The following is a 16,032-nucleotide window of genomic DNA, read 5'->3' as shown; positions in this document are numbered from 1 at the left end:
AGGGGTGAGGGGTGAGCGACAATCCCTTCCACGAGCCGGGCGACGAGGACCGCACGATCATCCGCCCCGCCCCGGGCGGGCGGGGCGCCGCGCGGCTGCGCCCGGTCGAGCCCGCCCCCGAGGACACCTTCGGCGGGCGCGCGGCGCCCATGCCGGCGCCCCCCACATCGGCGCCCGCCCCGCCGCCTCTGCCCGGCGACGCGGCGGACCTCGCCGCCGCGCCCGGCGCCGGCCCGCTGCAGGCGGCCGCCACGCCGCTGCTGCTGCTCATGGCGCGGCTCCGCGGCACCTATGCCGCGCCCGATCCCGGCGCGTTGCGCGAGCGCGCCGCGGCGGCGCTGCGCGAGTTCGAGCGCCGCAGCCGCGCCGCCGGCGTCTCCCCGGAGCAGCTCCGGCCGGCCCATTTCGCGCTCTGCGCCGCGCTCGACGACGTGGTGCTGGCGACCCCCTGGGGCAGCCAGGGTGTCTGGGCGCTCAATCCGCTGATCGCGAGCTTCCACCAGAACGTGGATGCCGGGGAACGCTTCTTCGAGGTCCTGGCGCAGCTCCAGCGCAGCCCGGGCGCCAACCTGGCGGTGCTCGAGGTGATGTATTTCTGCCTCGCCCTCGGCTTCCAGGGCCGCTACCGGCTCTCCCCCCGCGGTCCGGCCGAGCTCGACCGGCTGCGCGAGGACCTGCACGCGACCATCGCCCGCCAGCGCGGCGCGACGCCGGAGCGGGAGTTGTCGCCGCGCTGGCGGGGCGTGGCCGCGCCCTATCGCCCGGCGCGGGCGCAGGTGCCGGCCTGGGTGCTGGGCAGCGCGGCCGTCGCCCTGCTGGCCGCGCTGTTCCTCTGGGTCTCGAACCGCGTCGAGGATGCCTCGGACGCGCTGCTCGCGCGGGCGCAGGCGGCGCCGCCGGCCGTCATGCCGCGCCTCATCCGCAGCGCGCCGGTCCGCCCGGTGCCGCCGCCGCCCGCCCCGGCCGCGCCGGCGCCGGTCGACCCGCTGCGCGGCTTCCTCGCGCCCGAGATCGCGCAAGGGCTGGTGGTGCTGGACGGCACCGAGGCAGCGCCGCTGGTGCGCCTCCGCGCGCCCGGCATGTTCCCCTCCGGCAGCGCCGCGCTGAACCCGGCCTTCCGCCCGCTGCTGGAGCGGATCGGCGAGGCGCTGCGGGCGGAGCGCGGGCCGGTCCTCGTCATCGGCCATACCGACAACCAGCCGATCCGCAGCGTCGCCTTCCCCTCCAACTACGCGCTCTCCACCGCGCGCGCCGAGGCGGCGCGCCGGGTGATCGCCGCGGCGCTGGGCGAGCCCGGGCGAATCGCCGCCGAGGGGCGGGCGGATGCCGAGCCGGTCGAGAGCAACGCCACGCCCGCCGGCCGCGAGGCCAACCGGCGGATCGAGGTGCTGCTGCGCCGGGAGGGGGGCTGAGCCATGGCGCTCCGCCGCACGCTCTGGCGCTGGGTGCTGACCGGGATCGGGGCGCTGCTGCTCGGCGGTCTCGCCTGGGTGTTCGGGCCGCTGCTCGAGCCGCTCGAGCCCTGGCCGCCGCGCGCCGCCATCGGCGCGGCCATCGCGCTCGCCTGGGGCCTCGGCAACTGGCTCGTCTCCCGCCGCAACCGCCGGACCGAGGAGGCCCTGGTCGAGGGCGCGGCCGCCGGTCCGGATACCGCCGCGGGGGCCGCGGACGAGGAGGCGGAGGCGCTGCGCGAGCGCCTGACCCTCGCGCTCGAGACCCTGCGGCGGGCGCGCGGCACCCGCGGCTACCTCTATGAGCAGCCCTGGTACGTCATCATCGGCCCGCCCGGCGCCGGCAAGACCACGGCCCTGCTCAATGCCGGGCTGCATTTCCCGCTCGCGGAGGAGATGGGCCAGGCCGCGGTCGCCGGCGCCGGCGGCACCAGGCTCTGCGACTGGTGGTTCACCGACGAGGCGGTGCTGATCGACACCGCCGGCCGCTACACCACGCAGGACAGCGAGGCCGCGGTGGACCGCGCGGGGTGGGAGGCCTTCCTCGACGCGCTGCGCCGCGGCCGGCCGCGGCAGCCGCTGAACGGCGTGATCGTCGCCATCGCCCTCTCCGACATCGCCGCCGCCCCGGAGGCCGAGCGGCTGGCGCATGCCCGCGCGATCCGCCGGCGCATCAAGGAGCTCGAGGAAGGGCTCGGCATCCGCCTGCCCGTCTATGCGCTGCTGACCAAGGCCGACCTGCTGGCCGGCTTCACCGAATATTTCGACGACCTCGGCCGGGAGCAGCGGACGCAGGTATGGGGCGTCACCTTCCCGATCGAGACCGCGACCGAGGCCGGCCCGGTTCCCGGCTTCGCCGCCGAGTTCCACGCGCTCGCCGAGCGCATCGAGGCGCGGCTGATGGACCGGCTGCAGGAGGAGCGGAGCGCCGAGCGGCGCGCCCTGATCGCCGGCTTCCCGACGCAACTGGCGAGCCTGGAGGCGCCGCTCGCGGCCTTCCTGCGGGAGGCCTTCGGCGGCTCGCGCCTGAACCCGGCGCCCTTCCTGCGCGGGGTCTACCTGACCTCCGGCACGCAGGAGGGGACGCCGATCGACCGGCTGACCGCCGTGCTCGCCCGCGCCTTCGGCATCGACCAGCGCCGCCCGGCGGCGCTGCGCCCGGGCGAGGGCCGCAGCTATTTCCTGGGCCGGCTGCTGCGGGAGGTGATCTTCGGCGAGGCGATGCTCGTCGCCTCCCGCCCCAGCGCGGCGCGGCGCGCGAGGCTGCTGCGCGGCGCCGCCTGGGCCGCCTGCCTGCTGCTGGTCCTGGGCGGCGGCCTGCAGCTCTGGTCCGCGGCCGGGGCCGGCACGGCGCAATCCGGGCGCTTCGCCACCGCGCTGGCCGAGTACGAGGCGGCGGCGCGCGGCGTGCTGGGCGAGACGGTGGGCGACGGCGACCTGGCGCCGCTCGTCCCGGTGCTGGACCGGGCCCGCGCCCTGTCGGCGGCGGCGGGCGAGGTCGCGTGGTGGGACCTCGGCCTCTCGCAGGACGGCAAGCTCGCCGAGGCCGGGCGCCTCGCCTATCGCCGGGCGCTGCAGCGCGGCCTGCTGCCGCGGCTGCTCTGGCGGCTGGAGGCGCAGATGCGGGGCGGCTTCAACCGGCCCGACTTCCTCTACGAGGCAACGCGCATCTACCTCATGCTCGGCTCGGCCGGGCCGCTCGACCGCGACCTGGTGCGGCAATGGATGGCGCTGGACTGGGCGGCCGGGTACCCCGGCGCCACCGCCGCGTCGCTGCGCGAGCGGCTGGGGGTCCATCTCGCCGCCCTGCTCGACCAGCCGCTGCCGCGGCTGGAGCTGGATGGCGCTTTGGTCGAGGAGGCGCGGCGCGCGTTCAGCCGCGTGCCCCTGGCCGAGCGGGTCTATTCGCGCATCCGCCCTTCCGCCGCGGCGGCGGCGTTGCCGCCCTGGCGGCCGGCCGACGCCGCCGGGCTCGCCGGTCAGCGGCTCTTCGCCCGCGGCGGCGACCGGCCGATGACCGAGGGCGTGCCCGGCTTCTACACCGTGGAGGGCTTCCACCGCGTGCTGCTGCCGGCCCTGCCGCGCGCGGCGCTGGAGGCGGCGGGGGAGAGCTGGGTGCTCGGCACCCGCGCCGCGCTCGATCCCGCCAGCCCCGGCGTGCAGACGCTGGAGCGCGACGTGGTCGCCCTCTACGTCGCCGATTACGCCCGGGCCTGGGACGCGCTGCTGGCGGACCTCAACCCGGTGCTGCCGCGCACCCTGCCGCAGGCGGTGCAGGACCTGTTCCTGCTGGGGGCGCCGCAGTCGCCCATGCGCGACCTGCTGCAGGGCATTGCCCGGCAGCTCACCCTGTCCCGCCCGCCGGAGCAGGCGGCCGGCGCGCAGGGCGTGGCCGCGCAGGCGGCGGCGGCGGCGAAGCAGGCCGCGGACAGCACGGCGGCGCGGCTCGGCGCCTTGCTCGGCCAGCCTGCCGGCCCGCCGCCCGGCAGCGCCATCGACGAGCGCTACAAGGCGCTGCGGGAGCTGATGGGCGATGGCGGGCCGGGCGCACCGCTCGACCGGCTGCTCGGCCTGCTGAACGATCTGCAGCGGCAGCTCGGCGCGGCGCAGGCGGCGCAGGCCACCGGGACCTCGCCGCCCGTCGCCGGCCCGGACCCCGCGCTGCTGCTGCAGGCGGAAGCCGGGCGGCAACCGGAACCGGTCGGGCGCTGGCTGGCCGCCATCGCGGCGCGCGCCCAGGCGCTGCGCGGCGGCAGTCTGCGGCAACAGGCGGCGGCAGCCTGGAGCGGCAGCGGCGGCAGCGGCGGCGCGGCGGGCGGCGGGGGCGGCGCCGGGGTCTCGCCGGCGCAGCTCTGCCGGCAGGTGGTGGAGGCGCGCTTCCCCTTCCGCGCCGGCGGGACAAGCGACACGCCGCTCGACGACTTCATCCGCCTCTTCGCCCCGGGCGGGGTGCTGGACGCCCTCTTCAACACCCAGCTTCGGCCCTTCGTGGACATGACCGGCCGCACCTGGCGGCCGCAGGCGATGGACGGCGTGCCCTCCCCGCTCAGCCCGGAGGCGGTCGCGCAGTTCCAGCGCGCCGCCCTGATCCGCGAGGCGTTCTTCGCCGGGGCGCCGCAGCCGGCCTTCCGCTTCGACATCACGCCGGCGGAGCTGGATCCCGGGGCGCGGCAGGCGGTGCTCGACCTCGACGGCGTGACGCTCACCCAGGCGCAGGGCCCGGCGCGGCCCCTGCAGGTCACCTGGCCGGGCCCTGCGCGCATGGCAAGCGTCAGCCTCTCCTTCGACCCGCCACCGGCCGCCGGGGCTGCCACGCTGCAGGCGACCGGCCCCTGGGCGCTGCTGCGGCTGCTGGTGCAGCAGGGGACGCTGCGGCAGGCGGGCGGGCCGGACCGCTGGACCGTCGGCTTCGCCGCCGGGGAGCGTCGGGTGCGCTACGACATCCGGGCCGGGGCGAGCCTCAACCCGCTCTCGGTACTGGGCGAGTTGCAGGCGTTCCGGTGTCCGGTGCTGTGACCGCGCCGGCGATGCTCGGCTTCCTGGGCAAGCTGCCGGCCCGCGGCGACTTCGTCGCGCGCGGACTGCCGCGCAGCTTCCGCGAGCCCTGGGATGCCTGGGCGGCGGCGGTGATGCCGGCGAGCCGGGCGGTGCTGGGCGAGACCTGGCTGCCGGCCTGGCTGGAGGCGCCGGTCTGGCGCTTCGCCCTGCCGCCCGGCCTCTGCGGCCCGATGGCGGCCACCGGGGTCTGGCTGCCGAGCGTGGATCGGGCCGGGCGGCACTGGCCGCTGGCCATCGCGGCAGTGCTGCCCGGGCTGGCAGCCGCACCGGCGGCGGAGGCGGCCTGGCTGGATGCGCTGGAGGCGGCGGGCGTCGCCGCGGTGACGGAGGATGTGGCGCCGGACGCGCTGGCGGCACGGCTGGCGCCGCTGGCCGGAGAGGCTCCCCGGGCCTGCCTGGAAGGCATGACGGGCGCCTGGTGGACGGCGGGAGCGCCGCGCGTCGCGCCGCGGCGCTTCGGCGCGGCGGCCCTGCCGGAGGTCGCCGCCTTCGCCGCCATGCTGTCGGATACGGGCCAAGATGCGGAGGGTGAGGCATGACGAGCGGGTTCCGCTCGGCGGGGCGCAGCGATCCGGGCGCCGTCCGCCGCCGCAACGAGGACAATCTCGTAGAGCGGCAGGACATCGGTGTCTGGGCGGTGGCCGATGGTGCCGGCGGGCATGCCGCGGGCGACGTTGCCTCCGGCTTGGTGCGGCAGGCGCTGCTGGCGATTCCGGCCGGGCTCGGCGCACAGGAACTGCTGGGGGAGGTACGGGCGCGGCTGGCCCAGGTGCACGAGATGCTGCTGGCGCGCGCCGAGGCGCCGGGCGGTGCGACCAGCGCCACGACGGTGGTGGTGCTGATCGCGGGAGAGGGGCATTTCGCCTGCCTCTGGGCCGGCGATTCCCGGCTCTACCGGCTGCGCGATGGCGCGCTCTCCCTCATCACGCGCGATCACAGCCTGGTGCAGGAAATGGTGGATGCCGGGACGCTGACGCCCGAGGCGGCGGAGGGCCACCCGCACTCCAACGTGGTGACGCGCGCACTCGGCGTCGGGGACCTGGCGCTGGAGAAGGTGACGGATCGGCTGGAACCGAATGACCGCTTCCTGCTGTGCAGCGACGGTCTGAGCAAGGCGGTGCCGGAGGTGGAGATTGCGGCGCTGCTGGCGGCGGAGAGCCCGGAGACGGTGGTCGACGGCTTGATGGCGGCGGCGCTGGCGCGCGGCGCGCGGGACAATGTGACCGCGGTGGCGGTGGGCGCGTGAGGCGAGCCGATTCAGACCTCCGGGCCATCCGGGGCGCCCCACGAAGCGCCGCTTCGTGGGGACCCCTTCGGCCCTTCGGTCATCGGCACGCCTTGTATGTTGGGCGAGCCGATTCAGACCTCCGGGCCATCCGGGGCGCCCCACGAAGCGCCGCTTCGTGGGGACCCCTCCGGCCCTTCGGTCATCGGCACGCCTCGGGACAGCCGCACCGGCAGGCGCAGGAAGCCGCGGAAGCGCGCCCGGCCGCCGCGCACGGGCGGGCCGGACAGCGCATAGCCCGGGAAGCGCGCGAGGAAGCGGCCGATCGCCACCCTGCCCTCCAGCCGCGCCAGCGCCAGGCCGGCGCATTGATGCGCGCCGGCGGCGAAGGCCAGGTGCCGGTTCGGCGTGCGGCCGATATCGAAGCGCTCGGGGTCCGGGAACTGCGCCGGGTCGCGGTTGGCGGCGCCGATGCAGAGGGTGACGAGGCTGCCCTGCGGCACCGGGATGCCGCCGATCTCGGTGGCGATGGCGACGCCGCGGTTGCCGAGTTGGTTGGAGCTCTCGAAGCGCAGCACCTCCTCGACCGCCGTGCCGATCAGGCCGGGCTCGGCCAGCAGCCGCGCCTTTTCCCCGGGGAAGCGCAGCAGCGCCTCCAGCCCATTGCCGATCAGGTTGGTGGTGGTCTCGTGCCCGGCATTCAGCAGGAAGATGCAGTTGTGCAGCAGCTCCTGCTCGGTCAGGCGCTCGCCGCTCTCCTCGCCCTGGATCAGGCGGGTCAGCACGTCGGTCGCGGGATCGCCCGGCGCGGCGCGGCGGCGGGCGACCAGGGTTTTGAGGTAGTCCAGGAATTCCGTGACCGCGGCATTGCCGCGCGCCGCCGCCTCCGGCGCCACCACCGGCTCCAGCGCGCCGAGGATCGCCAGCGACCAGCCGCGCAGCGGCCCGCGTTCCTCCTGCGGCACGCCGAGCAGGTTGCCGATCACCTCGATCGGGATGGCGGCGGCGTAGTCCTCGATCAGGTCGGCCTCGCGCCCTTCCGCCCATCGGGCGGCCATGGCGTCCAGCAGCCGGTCCACTAGCGCGACCAGCGCTGGCTCCATGCCCGCGATGGCGCGCGGCGTCAGCGCGCCCATGATCAGCCGGCGGACGCGGGTGTGCAGCGGCGGGTCATTGAAGACCAGGCTGGTGGTGTGGTGCGCGTAGAGCGGCGTGTCGCCGAATTTCGGCAGGAACTCGACCTTCTTGCCGGAGGAGAAGGTTCTCGTGTCCCGGTACACGCGGTCGAGGTCCGCCCAGCGCGTCAGGAACAGCGTGCCGTCGGGCATCCGGCGGACCGGCTCGCGCTCGCGCAGCGCGCGGTAGGTCGGGAAGGGGTCGTCGTAGAAGGACCGGGGCAGCGACCGCAGGTCGAAGCCCGCCACCAGCGCCGCAGCCTCCGTCATCCTCGTCCTCGCGTTTCCCGCCCCGGCAGGATCAGAACAGCCGCGCGAGACCGGCGTCAATTCACCGCCGCACCGCCCCGGCGGGGACCCGGACGGTCAGGGACAGCAACCGGAATGAATTCGTCTTGCCGTGGCCGTCGAGGTTGAGGCTGCCGTTCACCCCGCCCTCCAGCACGTCGTCCACGACGAAGTTGAAGGACTGCAGGGACGGCAAATCGTAGCGCGTGACGCGGGTGGCGCCGCGATGGCGGAACAGCTCCAGCACGCGCGCCTCCGTCACCTGGTCCGCCAGCAGCGGGTAGAGCGCGGGATCGTAGGGGATGAGGGAGAGGTTGCAGCGGTTGCCCTTGTCACCGGCCCGGCTATGCGCCACGGCGTGCAGCGGAACCTCGACCATCTCGCTCATGCCGCCATCTCCCGCGCCGTGCGGACCGTGGCCGTGGTCGGCACCCTCTCCCGCAGCACCAGGTAGCTCCGCGTCAGGATGCGCGGCGTCAGCCGCCAGCGGGCGCCGCCCGTCCCCGCGGTGCCGCAGCAGAGCAGCGCCAGCACCTCCCGCGCCGCCTGGTCCACCGCATCGCGGTCGCTGCCCTCGGCGGCGAGGCGGATGCGGATGTCCGGCGGCTCGGGCCCCTCATAGCGGCGCCAGAGCGCGCCGTCGTCGCTGTCATGCACGCTGGCGACGCCGATCAGGTCCAGGCGCGCCCGCACCGGCAGGCCGCGCATCTCGAGGCGCCGCTGCAGCACCTCCGCCGTCGCCTTCGCGCGCGCGAGCGCATTCGGCCCGGCGACCGAGACCTCGCCCTCGCCCAGCCAGGTGCCCTCGAAGCAGGCGGTCACCTTCAGCGTGTCGGGCGCGGGATGGCCACGCAGGCCCCGCACCGCGACGCGGTCCTTGCCGACCTGCTCGACGGAACAGCCCGTGATGTCCAGCACCACGTCCGGCGTGATGTAGCGCGCGGGGTCGTGCAGCTCGTACAGCAGCTGCTCCTTCACCGTGCGCAGGTCGACGATGCCGCCGGTATCCGCGGGCTTGGTGATGACCAGTCCGCCATCCGCGGTGACCTCCGCGATGGGGAAGCCGATGTTCCAGGGGTCCGGGATGTCCTTGAAGCCCGGGTCCCAGAAGACGCCGCCGGTCACCTGGCTGCCGCATTCCAGCAGGTGGCCGCAGGCGGCACCGATCGCCAGCTTCTCCCAGTCCGCGAAGCTCCAGCCGAAATGATGCACCAGCGGGGCGATGGCGAGCGCGGGGTCGGAGGTGCGGCCGGCGACGACCACGTCGGCGCCCTGCCGCAGCGCCTCCACCAGCGGCGCGGCGCCGATATAGGCATTGGCGGAGACGAGGCGCGCCGACTTCATGTCGAGGCTGTCATCCGCCTCGTGCACCGGCAATTGGTCGAGCGCGATGCTGCCGGTGACGTCGTCGCCGGTCACGACGGCGATCCGGCAGTCCGGCAGGCCGAGGCGCATGGCCAGCCGTGCCACCAGACGCGCCGCCGCCGGCGGGTTGGCCGCGCCGAAATTGCCGAGGATGGGGATGCGGTGGGTGACGCAGTCGCGCAGCACCGGCTCCAGCAGCCGCTCCAGCATCGGCTCGTAGCCGAGTTCCGGGTCGCGCCGCCGCTCGAGCTGGGCGAGGGCCACGGTGCGCTCGCCCAGCGTCTCGAAGAACAGCGCCGCGGGCCGGCCACTGGCGACCAGGCTGCGCATGACGGGAATGGGCGCATCGACCCGGTCGCCGGAGAACCCGCCGCCATTGCCGACGAGGAAGGTGCTTTGCATGACGTCCCCTCTCGGCGCGCATCATCCGCCCGCGGCGGCCTGCCCGCAACCGGCCTCCCCCTCGACAACCGCGGCTGGCCGGGCTTGCCTGCCGACCCGACCCGACCCGAGAGGATGCCATGCCCATCATCAACCGCATCGCCGATTTCGCGTCCGAGATGACGGCGTGGCGCCAGGACTTCCACGCCCATCCCGAACTCGGCTTCCAGGAGCGGCGGACCAGCGACATCGTCGCGGCGAAGCTCGAATCCTGGGGGATCGAGGTGCATCGCGGCCTCGCCACCACCGGGCTGGTCGGCGTGCTGCGGAACGGCAGCGGCGGCCGCAGCATCGGGCTCCGCGCCGACATGGACTGCCTGCCGATGGAGGAGCAGAACGGCTTCGCCCATCGCTCCACCGTGCCGGGCCGCATGCATGCCTGCGGCCATGACGGCCATACCGCGACGCTGCTGGGCGCGGCGAAGTACCTGGCGGAGACGAAGAACTTCGACGGCACCGTCCACTTCATCTTCCAGCCGGCCGAGGAGGGCGGCGGCGGCGGCCGGGTCATGGTCGAGGAAGGCCTGTTCGACCGCTTCCCCTGCGATGCCGTCTACGGCATCCACAACGACCCGACCACGCCGCTCGGCGAGGCGAAGGTGGTCCCGGGCACCATCCTCGCCGCCTCGGACCGCGTCTTCATCACCATCCGCGGCGTCGGTGGCCATGCCGCGCGGCCACATGTGGCAATCGACCCTGTCCTCGTCGGCGCGCATGTGCTGGTCGCGCTGCAGGCGCTGGTGGCGCGGCGGACCGATCCGCTCGACAGTGCGGTGCTCAGCATCACGCAGTTCCATGCCGGCAGCGCCAACAACGTCATTCCGGACGAGGCGAAGCTCTCCGGCACGGTCCGCACCCTGCTGCCCGAAACGCGCGACCTGATGGAGGCACAGATCGCCCGCGTCGCCGAGAGCACGGCGGCGGCGCACGAGGCGGTGGCGGAGGTGGTCTATGACCGGCTCTACCCGCCGACCGTGAACCATGAGGCGGAGACGGCGCGCGCGGCGCTCGCCGCGGCGAAGGTGCTGGGCGAGAGCCGGGTCATCCGGGACGCCCCGCCGATCATGGGCGGGGAGGACTTCTCCTTCATGCTGCTCAAGCGCCCCGGCGCCTTCGTGATGATGGGCCAGAAGGGCGCTGGGAAGGGCGGGGTGCCGGTGCACCACCCGCGCTACGACTTCAACGACGAGATGCTGCCGGTCGGCGCCAGCTACTTCGCCGCACTGGTCGAGCAGGAGCTGACGCGGGGCTAGAGCAGATCGCCGCAGAGTGGAAACGCTCGGAGGCGTGAATCTGCTCTGCAAATCAAAGGCCTGGAGCATCCTCGCGCTGCACGGTCAGCGTGAGGATGCTCCAGCCGCGCGCGGGTGGGGGCCGCCGGCCCTCACCCCTCGCGCTTCAGCAGGTCCAGCGCCGCCAGCAGCATCCGCTCGTAGCGCTCGCGCGCCGCCTTCGCGCTCTCCGGCGTCCAGGTCCAGAAGCCCTCGCCGGTCTTGGCGCCGAGCTTGCCGTCCTGCACCAGCCGCGTGATGGTCGGCCCCGGCTCGGCGCGGTTGCAGAGCGAGGGATAGATCGTCGCCTGCGCCGCCAACTGCGTCTCCAGCCCCGCCAGCTCCTTCTGCAGGATCGGCCCCGCGCCCATGATCCGCATGCCGAAGGTGAAGCGCACCGCCTTGTCCACGTCCTCCGCGCTGGCCAGTCCCTCGTCGATGGCGTTGAAAGCCTCCCGCACCATGGCGTGCTGGATGCGGTTGGCGAGGAAGCCCGGCACGTCGCGCGCGACGCGGATCGGCACGCGGCCGAGGCTCGCCATGATCTCCGCCAGCCGATCGCAGGCCGCGTCGTCGGTGTGCTCACCCTTCACCACCTCCACCCCCGGCACCAGGTGCGCGGGCAGGAAGAAATGGAGGTTCGCCATGCGCGACCGGGTCGCGCAGCCCTCCGCGATATCGGTGATGCGGAAGCCGGAGGCATTGCTCGCCACCGGCACGCCCGCCGGCACCAGCCGGTCGAGCTCGGCGAAGACCCGGCGCTTGAGCTCGAGCCGCTCCGGCACCGCCTCGATCACCGCGTCGGCATCCGCGAAGCCCACATCCGCGGTCGAGGCGACCAGGTCCAGCGCATCCACCCGGCCCTCGGCGGCGCCGAGTTGCGAGATTGATAGCGCCACCCGGTCCAGCCGTGCCGGCCAGGCCGCGCGGTCAGGCTCGACCGCCGTCACCCGCCAGCCGCCGGCCAGGAAGATGGCGGCGATGTCGCAACCCATCAGGCCGAAGCCGATGATGGCGGCATGTCCCTTCGCCCGTTCCGGGGCGGGCTCGGCTGGCATCCTGGCGTTCCTCATTATTGTCCTGGATGCCGGACCCTATTCGTCCGCGGCGGCGCTGGCCAGACTCGGCTCGGGCGGCGGCGCGAGGCTGCCGGCATTCGCCGCCCGGATCCTCGCCGCCGCCTCGTCATAGAGGAAGGGCAGCGCGGCATAGCGGATGCCGCGCGTCACCGGCGTCGCCTCGTGCAGCAGGGAGCAGGAGAAGACCACCGCGCCGCCCGCCGGCGGGCGGTAGCGCCGCGAGCCGAATTCCGGGAACCACAGTTCCCCGCCCTCGAATCCGTCGTTCAGGTTGATGGTCACGGCGAAGCGGCGATGCGCGGTGCCGGGCGTGGTGTTGTCGCGATGGGCGCGGAAATGCCCGCGCGTCCCGCCCTCGTAGCAGGCGATGAGGTAGCGCTCGATGCGCGTCGCCTCGAAGGCGAAGGCCTTCCTGACCTCGGGGAGGATGCGCCGCGCGATGCGGGCGCGGATCGCCGCCTGCAGCGCCGGATCCTCGATCGCGCAGTCGGCCCGGCGCTTGAATCCGTAGTCGTGGACGCCGACCGTCCTGCCCTCCCGCTCCACCATGAAGCCGCTGTCCTCGCCGCCCTTCTCCTCGTAGAGCGCGATCAGCCTCCGGCAGAATTCCGGCTCGAAGACCCGTGGCAGCAGCAGCACCGGGGCCGGCGCCTCCTGCCCCGCATGCAGGTGCGGCGCGGGCAGGCGGCGCAGCAGGTCCAGCAGATCGCCGAGGCGATCAAGCGGCGCGACGGCCATCACCCGCAGCAGCGGATCGAGCAGGAAGGCGCCGGTGCCGAGCATGGCCTGGCCCGAGGGGGCGGGGCGCAGCAGGCCATAGGCGCGGAAGACGGCGCCGTCGGGGTCGGACAGGACGCGCAAGCCCGGCAGGCGGTCGGGCGCCCCCTCCTCGGGGAGCGGCCCGGGCACCACCAGCATGGCCGTGGCCGTAAGGTCGTCGAGGATGCCGTCGGCCCGCAGCGGCTCCAGCAGCCCGGCGAGGCGCGGGATCGCCGCCGGGCCGGCGAAGGCCAGCAGCACGTAGCGGCCGGCGACCGAGGCGAAATTGTACCGCGGGTTGCCGGCGGAGACGGCGTGGAACCAGGGCGCCGGGTCGCCGGGCAGCGGCGGCTGGAGGGCGTTGGCGGTCGCCGGCATCGCGGGATCCCCGAAGGAAGGTTCCGCGAGGTGTATCGTCACGCCATCGGCATTTCCATGCTTGCCGCCATCATCCCGCCGCCGGGCGGCGGGCGGACCAGATGCCCGGCCGGACCGCCGTCGCGGTGATGGCGCCATAGGCGGTGATGCCGAGCGCGACGGCCAGGAACTGGCCCGGCAGGCCGAAGCCCAGCACGTCCGACAGCAGCCAGCCGCCGCCGACCGCGAGGCCGATGCGCGACAGCGCCGCCGCCACCGGCCAGGCCATCCGCCCCGCGCCCATGGCGGCGAAATAGAGCGCCATGCCAACCCCGAAGCCCGGCAGCGCCCAGCCGATGATGGAGAGCGCCTCCGTGGCGATCGCCGCCACCGCCGGGTCGGCGCTGAAGGCGCGCGCGGTCGGGCCGGGGAAGAGCCCGACGAAGATGCCGACGCCGAGGGTGACGCCGAGCGCCATCAGCGCCCCGGCCCAGGCGGTGCGCCGCGCCGTCGCCCAGTCCCCGGCGCCGACCGCGCGGCCGACCAGGGCGGTCAGCGCCGAGCCGACCCCGAAGGCGAGCGGCACCATCAGGAATTCCAGCCGGGCGGAGACGCCATAGGCCGCGACCGCCGCCGCGCCGTGGCGGGCGATGCGGGCGGTGACCAGGATGGTGGTCAGGTTGGCGATGGTCGCCATGGCGCAGGCGATGAGCCCGACCGAGAGGATGCGGCCGAACAGCGCGGGCTGCAGAGGAAGACGCCACCGATTCACGCGGCCGGCCTCCGGCCCTCCGCGATCGGTGGCGACGGGCAGGCGGAACGTCGGCCGGAACCCCGCGCCGCCGGCCAGCACCACCGCCGACATGGCGATGCTCGCCCCCACCATGACGGCGGCGAAGCCGATCCCGGCGCCGGCCAGGCCGAGGCCGGCGGGCTCCATCAGCGCCCAGGCGAGCGGCGGATAGCAAAGCCAGGCGACCAGCAGCACGCGGGAGGCCAGCGCATGCCTACCCCCGCCGCGCAGCACGGAGGCGAGGGTATTCGCCAGCCAGGCCGGGATCGCCCCGGCGCCGAACAGCCAGGCGCAGTAGCCGGCGGCGGCCTCGGCCGCCTCGGCGCCGCCGATCAGGCCGAGGATCTCCCTCGGGAAGCCGGCCAGCAGCACGGCATAGGCCAGGCCGAAGAGCAGCGCGATGACGACGGCATGGAGGACGAGGGCCGAGGCCTCCTCCGGCTTCCGCGCGCCGAGCGCCCGGGCGATGGCCGAGACCACGCCGCCGCCCATGGCGCCGGTCGACATCTGCTGCAGCAGCAGGGCGAAGGGCAGCACCACGGCCCAGCCTGCCAGGGCCGCCGTGCCCTGCCGCGCCGCCAGCCAGGGCTCGACGAGCTGGCAGAGCGACTGCACGGCGGCGACCAGGGTGGTGGGCGCGGCCAGCGCCAGGACCCGCCGCAGCAGCGTGCCGAGCGGCGGCGCGGCGGGCGGGGCCGCGACGGCAGCGGCGGCGAGGGTGCCGTCAGCCATACGCCGTATCCTCCCCGCCGAAGCGCGCCCGGGTGGCGCGGCCGGCGCCCGGCCCGGGCAGCACGCGGACATCCTCCGGCCGCAGTGGGGTGCCGGCGGAGGAGAGCACCGGCGGCGGCTCCACCGGGCGGCCGGTCGCGGCCTCCTCCAGGACCACCAGCGGTCCCTCCGGCCCGGTCATCCAGCGATCCGCCCAGGCCTTCAGCGCCAGATAGGCCGGGAAGAAGTCGCGGCCCTTCTCCGTCAGGCGGTATTCGTGCCGCGCGCCCTCGGGCAGCGGCGCCTTCTCCAGCAGCCCGTGCTCGACCAGGTCCTTCAGCCGGGCGGAGAGGATGTTGGGCGCGATGCCCAGGTTGCGCTCGAAGGCGTCGAAGCGGGTGGTGCCGTAGAAGGCCTCCCGCAGGACCAGCATGGCCCAGCGTTCCCCGAGCACCGCCATGGCGCGGGCGACGGGGCAGCGCATCCGGGTGAAGTCGGTGCGGCCCATGGCCTGGACGTGTCCCTGTTTGCTTGCGTCATGCAAGCATTCCGGCTTTCACATCGCAAGCCTCTCCCGGCGGGCGAGCGCCGAGAGCCCGAGCATGGCGGCATCCGGCCGCAGGATGAGGAAGGCGGGGATCGGGGCGAGCCAGGCCTTGAACCGCCCCTTGGCCTCGAACCGCGCCCGGAAGCGCGACGCCGCGAGGAATTCCGGGAAGCGCGGGCAGATGCCGCCCGCGACATAGACCCCGCCCCGGGCGCCATAGAGCAGCGCGAGGTCGCCCGCGACGCCGCCGAGCAGGGCGCAGAACATCTCCAGCGCCTCCCGGCAGGTGGGGCATTCGCCGGAGAGGCCGCGGGCGGTGACGGTGGCGGCGTCCAGCGGCGCCGCCCCGCCATCGTCGAGCGCGGCGAGCGCCGTATGGATGTTCTCGATCCCCTGGCCCGAGAGCAGGCGCTCGGCCGAGACATGGCCGTGCCGGGCGCGCAGCCACTCCACGACGGCGGCCTCGCGCGCGTCATGGGCGGCGAGGCTGGCATGCCCGCCCTCCGTCACCAGCACGCGGTCGGGCGGCAGGAAGGCGCCGACGCCAAGGCCGGTGCCGGGGCCGACCACCGCCAGGGGCTCGCCCCGCTCGCCCTGGCCGCCGCCGAGGGGGTGGAGGTCTGCCGGTGCGAGATGCGGCAGGGACCAGGAGAGCGCGGCGAAGTCGTTGATCACCTGCACGTGGCCGATGCCGAGGGCGGCGGCGATCTCCGCCCCGTCCACCACCCAGCCGCGGTTGGTGAGGGTGACGCGGTTGCGCTGCACCGGGCCGGCGACAGCGAGCACCGCGGCCGCAGGCGGCGGCCGGTCGCCGAGGAAGGCGGCGATGGCGGCGGCGATGCCGGTGAAGCCCGAGAGCGGCAGGTGGAGGGGCGGCGTCCAGCCCTCGCCCTCCAGCAGGGCGAAGCGGGCATTGGTGCCACCGATATCGGCGAGAAGCGTGCTCATCGGCCTATACTGGCCGGGCGGGCGGTGTCCCGGCCACTCCGCGGCGCCGGCTGGACCCCCTGGC

General features: G+C 74.9%; 13 protein-coding genes. 5 read left to right on the top strand and 8 right to left on the bottom strand.

The annotated features are described in order from the left end of the window. Nucleotides 1-11: 11 nt before the first annotated feature. From tssL to Q7A36_RS10400, 4 genes are read left to right on the top strand one after another with little or no spacing between them, the layout of a single operon-like run. Entirely contained in the window at nucleotides 12-1,412 is a 1,401-nt protein-coding gene (gene tssL, locus Q7A36_RS10415; RefSeq protein ID WP_305103619.1) for a type VI secretion system protein TssL, long form, read from the top strand. Between the two features lie 3 nt (nucleotides 1,413-1,415). Next, nucleotides 1,416-4,967 carry a type VI secretion system membrane subunit TssM gene (gene tssM, locus Q7A36_RS10410; protein ID WP_305103618.1) on the top strand — a complete coding sequence of 1,184 codons (3,552 nt, stop codon included), beginning with the start codon at nucleotides 1,416-1,418 and terminating at the stop codon, nucleotides 4,965-4,967. Further along, complete coding sequence (gene tagF, locus Q7A36_RS10405; protein ID WP_305103617.1) at nucleotides 4,952-5,548, top strand: type VI secretion system-associated protein TagF; 597 nt, start codon at nucleotides 4,952-4,954, stop codon at nucleotides 5,546-5,548. The genes tssM and tagF overlap by 16 nt, the downstream gene beginning before the upstream one ends. Next, complete coding sequence (locus tag Q7A36_RS10400) at nucleotides 5,545-6,255, top strand: PP2C family protein-serine/threonine phosphatase (protein ID WP_305103616.1); 711 nt, start codon at nucleotides 5,545-5,547, stop codon at nucleotides 6,253-6,255. Before tagF ends, Q7A36_RS10400 begins: the two co-directional genes overlap by 4 nt. A 113-nt stretch (nucleotides 6,256-6,368) precedes the next feature. On the opposite strand, the gene Q7A36_RS10395 is transcribed toward Q7A36_RS10400, so the two are convergent. From Q7A36_RS10395 to Q7A36_RS10385, 3 genes are all read right to left on the bottom strand, one after another. Further along, nucleotides 6,369-7,679, bottom strand: a complete 1,311-nt coding sequence (locus Q7A36_RS10395) for a cytochrome P450 (RefSeq protein ID WP_305103615.1) — start codon at nucleotides 7,677-7,679, stop codon at nucleotides 6,369-6,371. A 61-nt stretch (nucleotides 7,680-7,740) separates the two neighbouring features. Next, on the bottom strand, nucleotides 7,741-8,085 hold the full coding sequence (locus Q7A36_RS10390) for an AtuA-related protein (RefSeq protein ID WP_305103614.1): 345 nt from the start codon (nucleotides 8,083-8,085) through the stop codon (nucleotides 7,741-7,743). Continuing rightward, nucleotides 8,082-9,464 carry an acyclic terpene utilization AtuA family protein gene (locus tag Q7A36_RS10385; RefSeq protein WP_305103613.1) on the bottom strand — a complete coding sequence of 461 codons (1,383 nt, stop codon included), beginning with the start codon at nucleotides 9,462-9,464 and terminating at the stop codon, nucleotides 8,082-8,084. The genes Q7A36_RS10390 and Q7A36_RS10385 overlap by 4 nt, the downstream gene beginning before the upstream one ends. Nucleotides 9,465-9,583: 119 nt before the next feature. Here Q7A36_RS10385 and Q7A36_RS10380 point away from each other — a divergent pair, with 119 nt between their 5' ends. Beyond that, a complete protein-coding gene (locus Q7A36_RS10380) occupies nucleotides 9,584-10,756 on the top strand; it encodes a M20 aminoacylase family protein (protein ID WP_305103612.1) in 1,173 nt (390 codons plus the stop codon). Between the two features lie 131 nt (nucleotides 10,757-10,887). On the opposite strand, the gene Q7A36_RS10375 is transcribed toward Q7A36_RS10380, so the two are convergent. The 5 genes from Q7A36_RS10375 to glk all read right to left on the bottom strand — a co-directional run bounded on the left by Q7A36_RS10375 (nucleotide 10,888) and on the right by glk (nucleotide 15,968). Next, entirely contained in the window at nucleotides 10,888-11,832 is a 945-nt protein-coding gene (locus Q7A36_RS10375) for a 3-hydroxyacyl-CoA dehydrogenase family protein (RefSeq protein ID WP_305103611.1), read from the bottom strand. A gap of 36 nt (nucleotides 11,833-11,868) precedes the next feature. Further along, a complete protein-coding gene (locus Q7A36_RS10370; RefSeq protein ID WP_305103610.1) occupies nucleotides 11,869-12,990 on the bottom strand; it encodes a 2OG-Fe(II) oxygenase family protein in 1,122 nt (373 codons plus the stop codon). 70 nt (nucleotides 12,991-13,060) lie between these two features. After that, entirely contained in the window at nucleotides 13,061-14,494 is a 1,434-nt protein-coding gene (locus tag Q7A36_RS10365; protein ID WP_305103609.1) for an MATE family efflux transporter, read from the bottom strand. Continuing rightward, nucleotides 14,487-14,981 carry a winged helix-turn-helix transcriptional regulator gene (locus tag Q7A36_RS10360; RefSeq protein WP_305103608.1) on the bottom strand — a complete coding sequence of 165 codons (495 nt, stop codon included), beginning with the start codon at nucleotides 14,979-14,981 and terminating at the stop codon, nucleotides 14,487-14,489. Before Q7A36_RS10360 ends, Q7A36_RS10365 begins: the two co-directional genes overlap by 8 nt. 48 nt (nucleotides 14,982-15,029) lie before the next feature. Beyond that, nucleotides 15,030-15,968: a glucokinase gene (gene glk / locus Q7A36_RS10355; RefSeq protein ID WP_305103607.1), complete on the bottom strand. Its 939-nt coding sequence runs from the start codon at nucleotides 15,966-15,968 to the stop codon at nucleotides 15,030-15,032. Nucleotides 15,969-16,032 lie beyond the last annotated feature (64 nt).

This window comes from Paracraurococcus lichenis (genome assembly GCF_030657435.1).
Classification (GTDB): Bacteria; Pseudomonadota; Alphaproteobacteria; order Acetobacterales; family Acetobacteraceae; genus Paracraurococcus; species Paracraurococcus lichenis.
Note: the sequence above shows the minus strand (reverse complement) of the source record. Positions and strands in the feature narration are given on the sequence as shown.

What these genes read in the sequence shown, in the direction of transcription:
- tssM (WP_305103618.1), top strand. Translation starts at nt 1,416, where the DNA reads ATGGCGCTCCGCCGCACGCTCTGGCGCTGGGTGCTGACCGGGATCGGG.
- Q7A36_RS10400 (WP_305103616.1), top strand. Translation starts at nt 5,545, where the DNA reads ATGACGAGCGGGTTCCGCTCGGCGGGGCGCAGCGATCCGGGCGCCGTC.
- Q7A36_RS10395 (WP_305103615.1), bottom strand. Translation starts at nt 7,679, where the DNA reads ATGACGGAGGCTGCGGCGCTGGTGGCGGGCTTCGACCTGCGGTCGCTG.
- Q7A36_RS10390 (WP_305103614.1), bottom strand. Translation starts at nt 8,085, where the DNA reads ATGAGCGAGATGGTCGAGGTTCCGCTGCACGCCGTGGCGCATAGCCGG.
- Q7A36_RS10385 (WP_305103613.1), bottom strand. Translation starts at nt 9,464, where the DNA reads ATGCAAAGCACCTTCCTCGTCGGCAATGGCGGCGGGTTCTCCGGCGAC.
- Q7A36_RS10380 (WP_305103612.1), top strand. Translation starts at nt 9,584, where the DNA reads ATGCCCATCATCAACCGCATCGCCGATTTCGCGTCCGAGATGACGGCG.
- Q7A36_RS10375 (WP_305103611.1), bottom strand. Translation starts at nt 11,832, where the DNA reads ATGCCAGCCGAGCCCGCCCCGGAACGGGCGAAGGGACATGCCGCCATC.
- Q7A36_RS10370 (WP_305103610.1), bottom strand. Translation starts at nt 12,990, where the DNA reads ATGCCGGCGACCGCCAACGCCCTCCAGCCGCCGCTGCCCGGCGACCCG.
- Q7A36_RS10365 (WP_305103609.1), bottom strand. Translation starts at nt 14,494, where the DNA reads ATGGCTGACGGCACCCTCGCCGCCGCTGCCGTCGCGGCCCCGCCCGCC.
- Q7A36_RS10360 (WP_305103608.1), bottom strand. Translation starts at nt 14,981, where the DNA reads ATGGGCCGCACCGACTTCACCCGGATGCGCTGCCCCGTCGCCCGCGCC.
- glk (WP_305103607.1), bottom strand. Translation starts at nt 15,968, where the DNA reads ATGAGCACGCTTCTCGCCGATATCGGTGGCACCAATGCCCGCTTCGCC.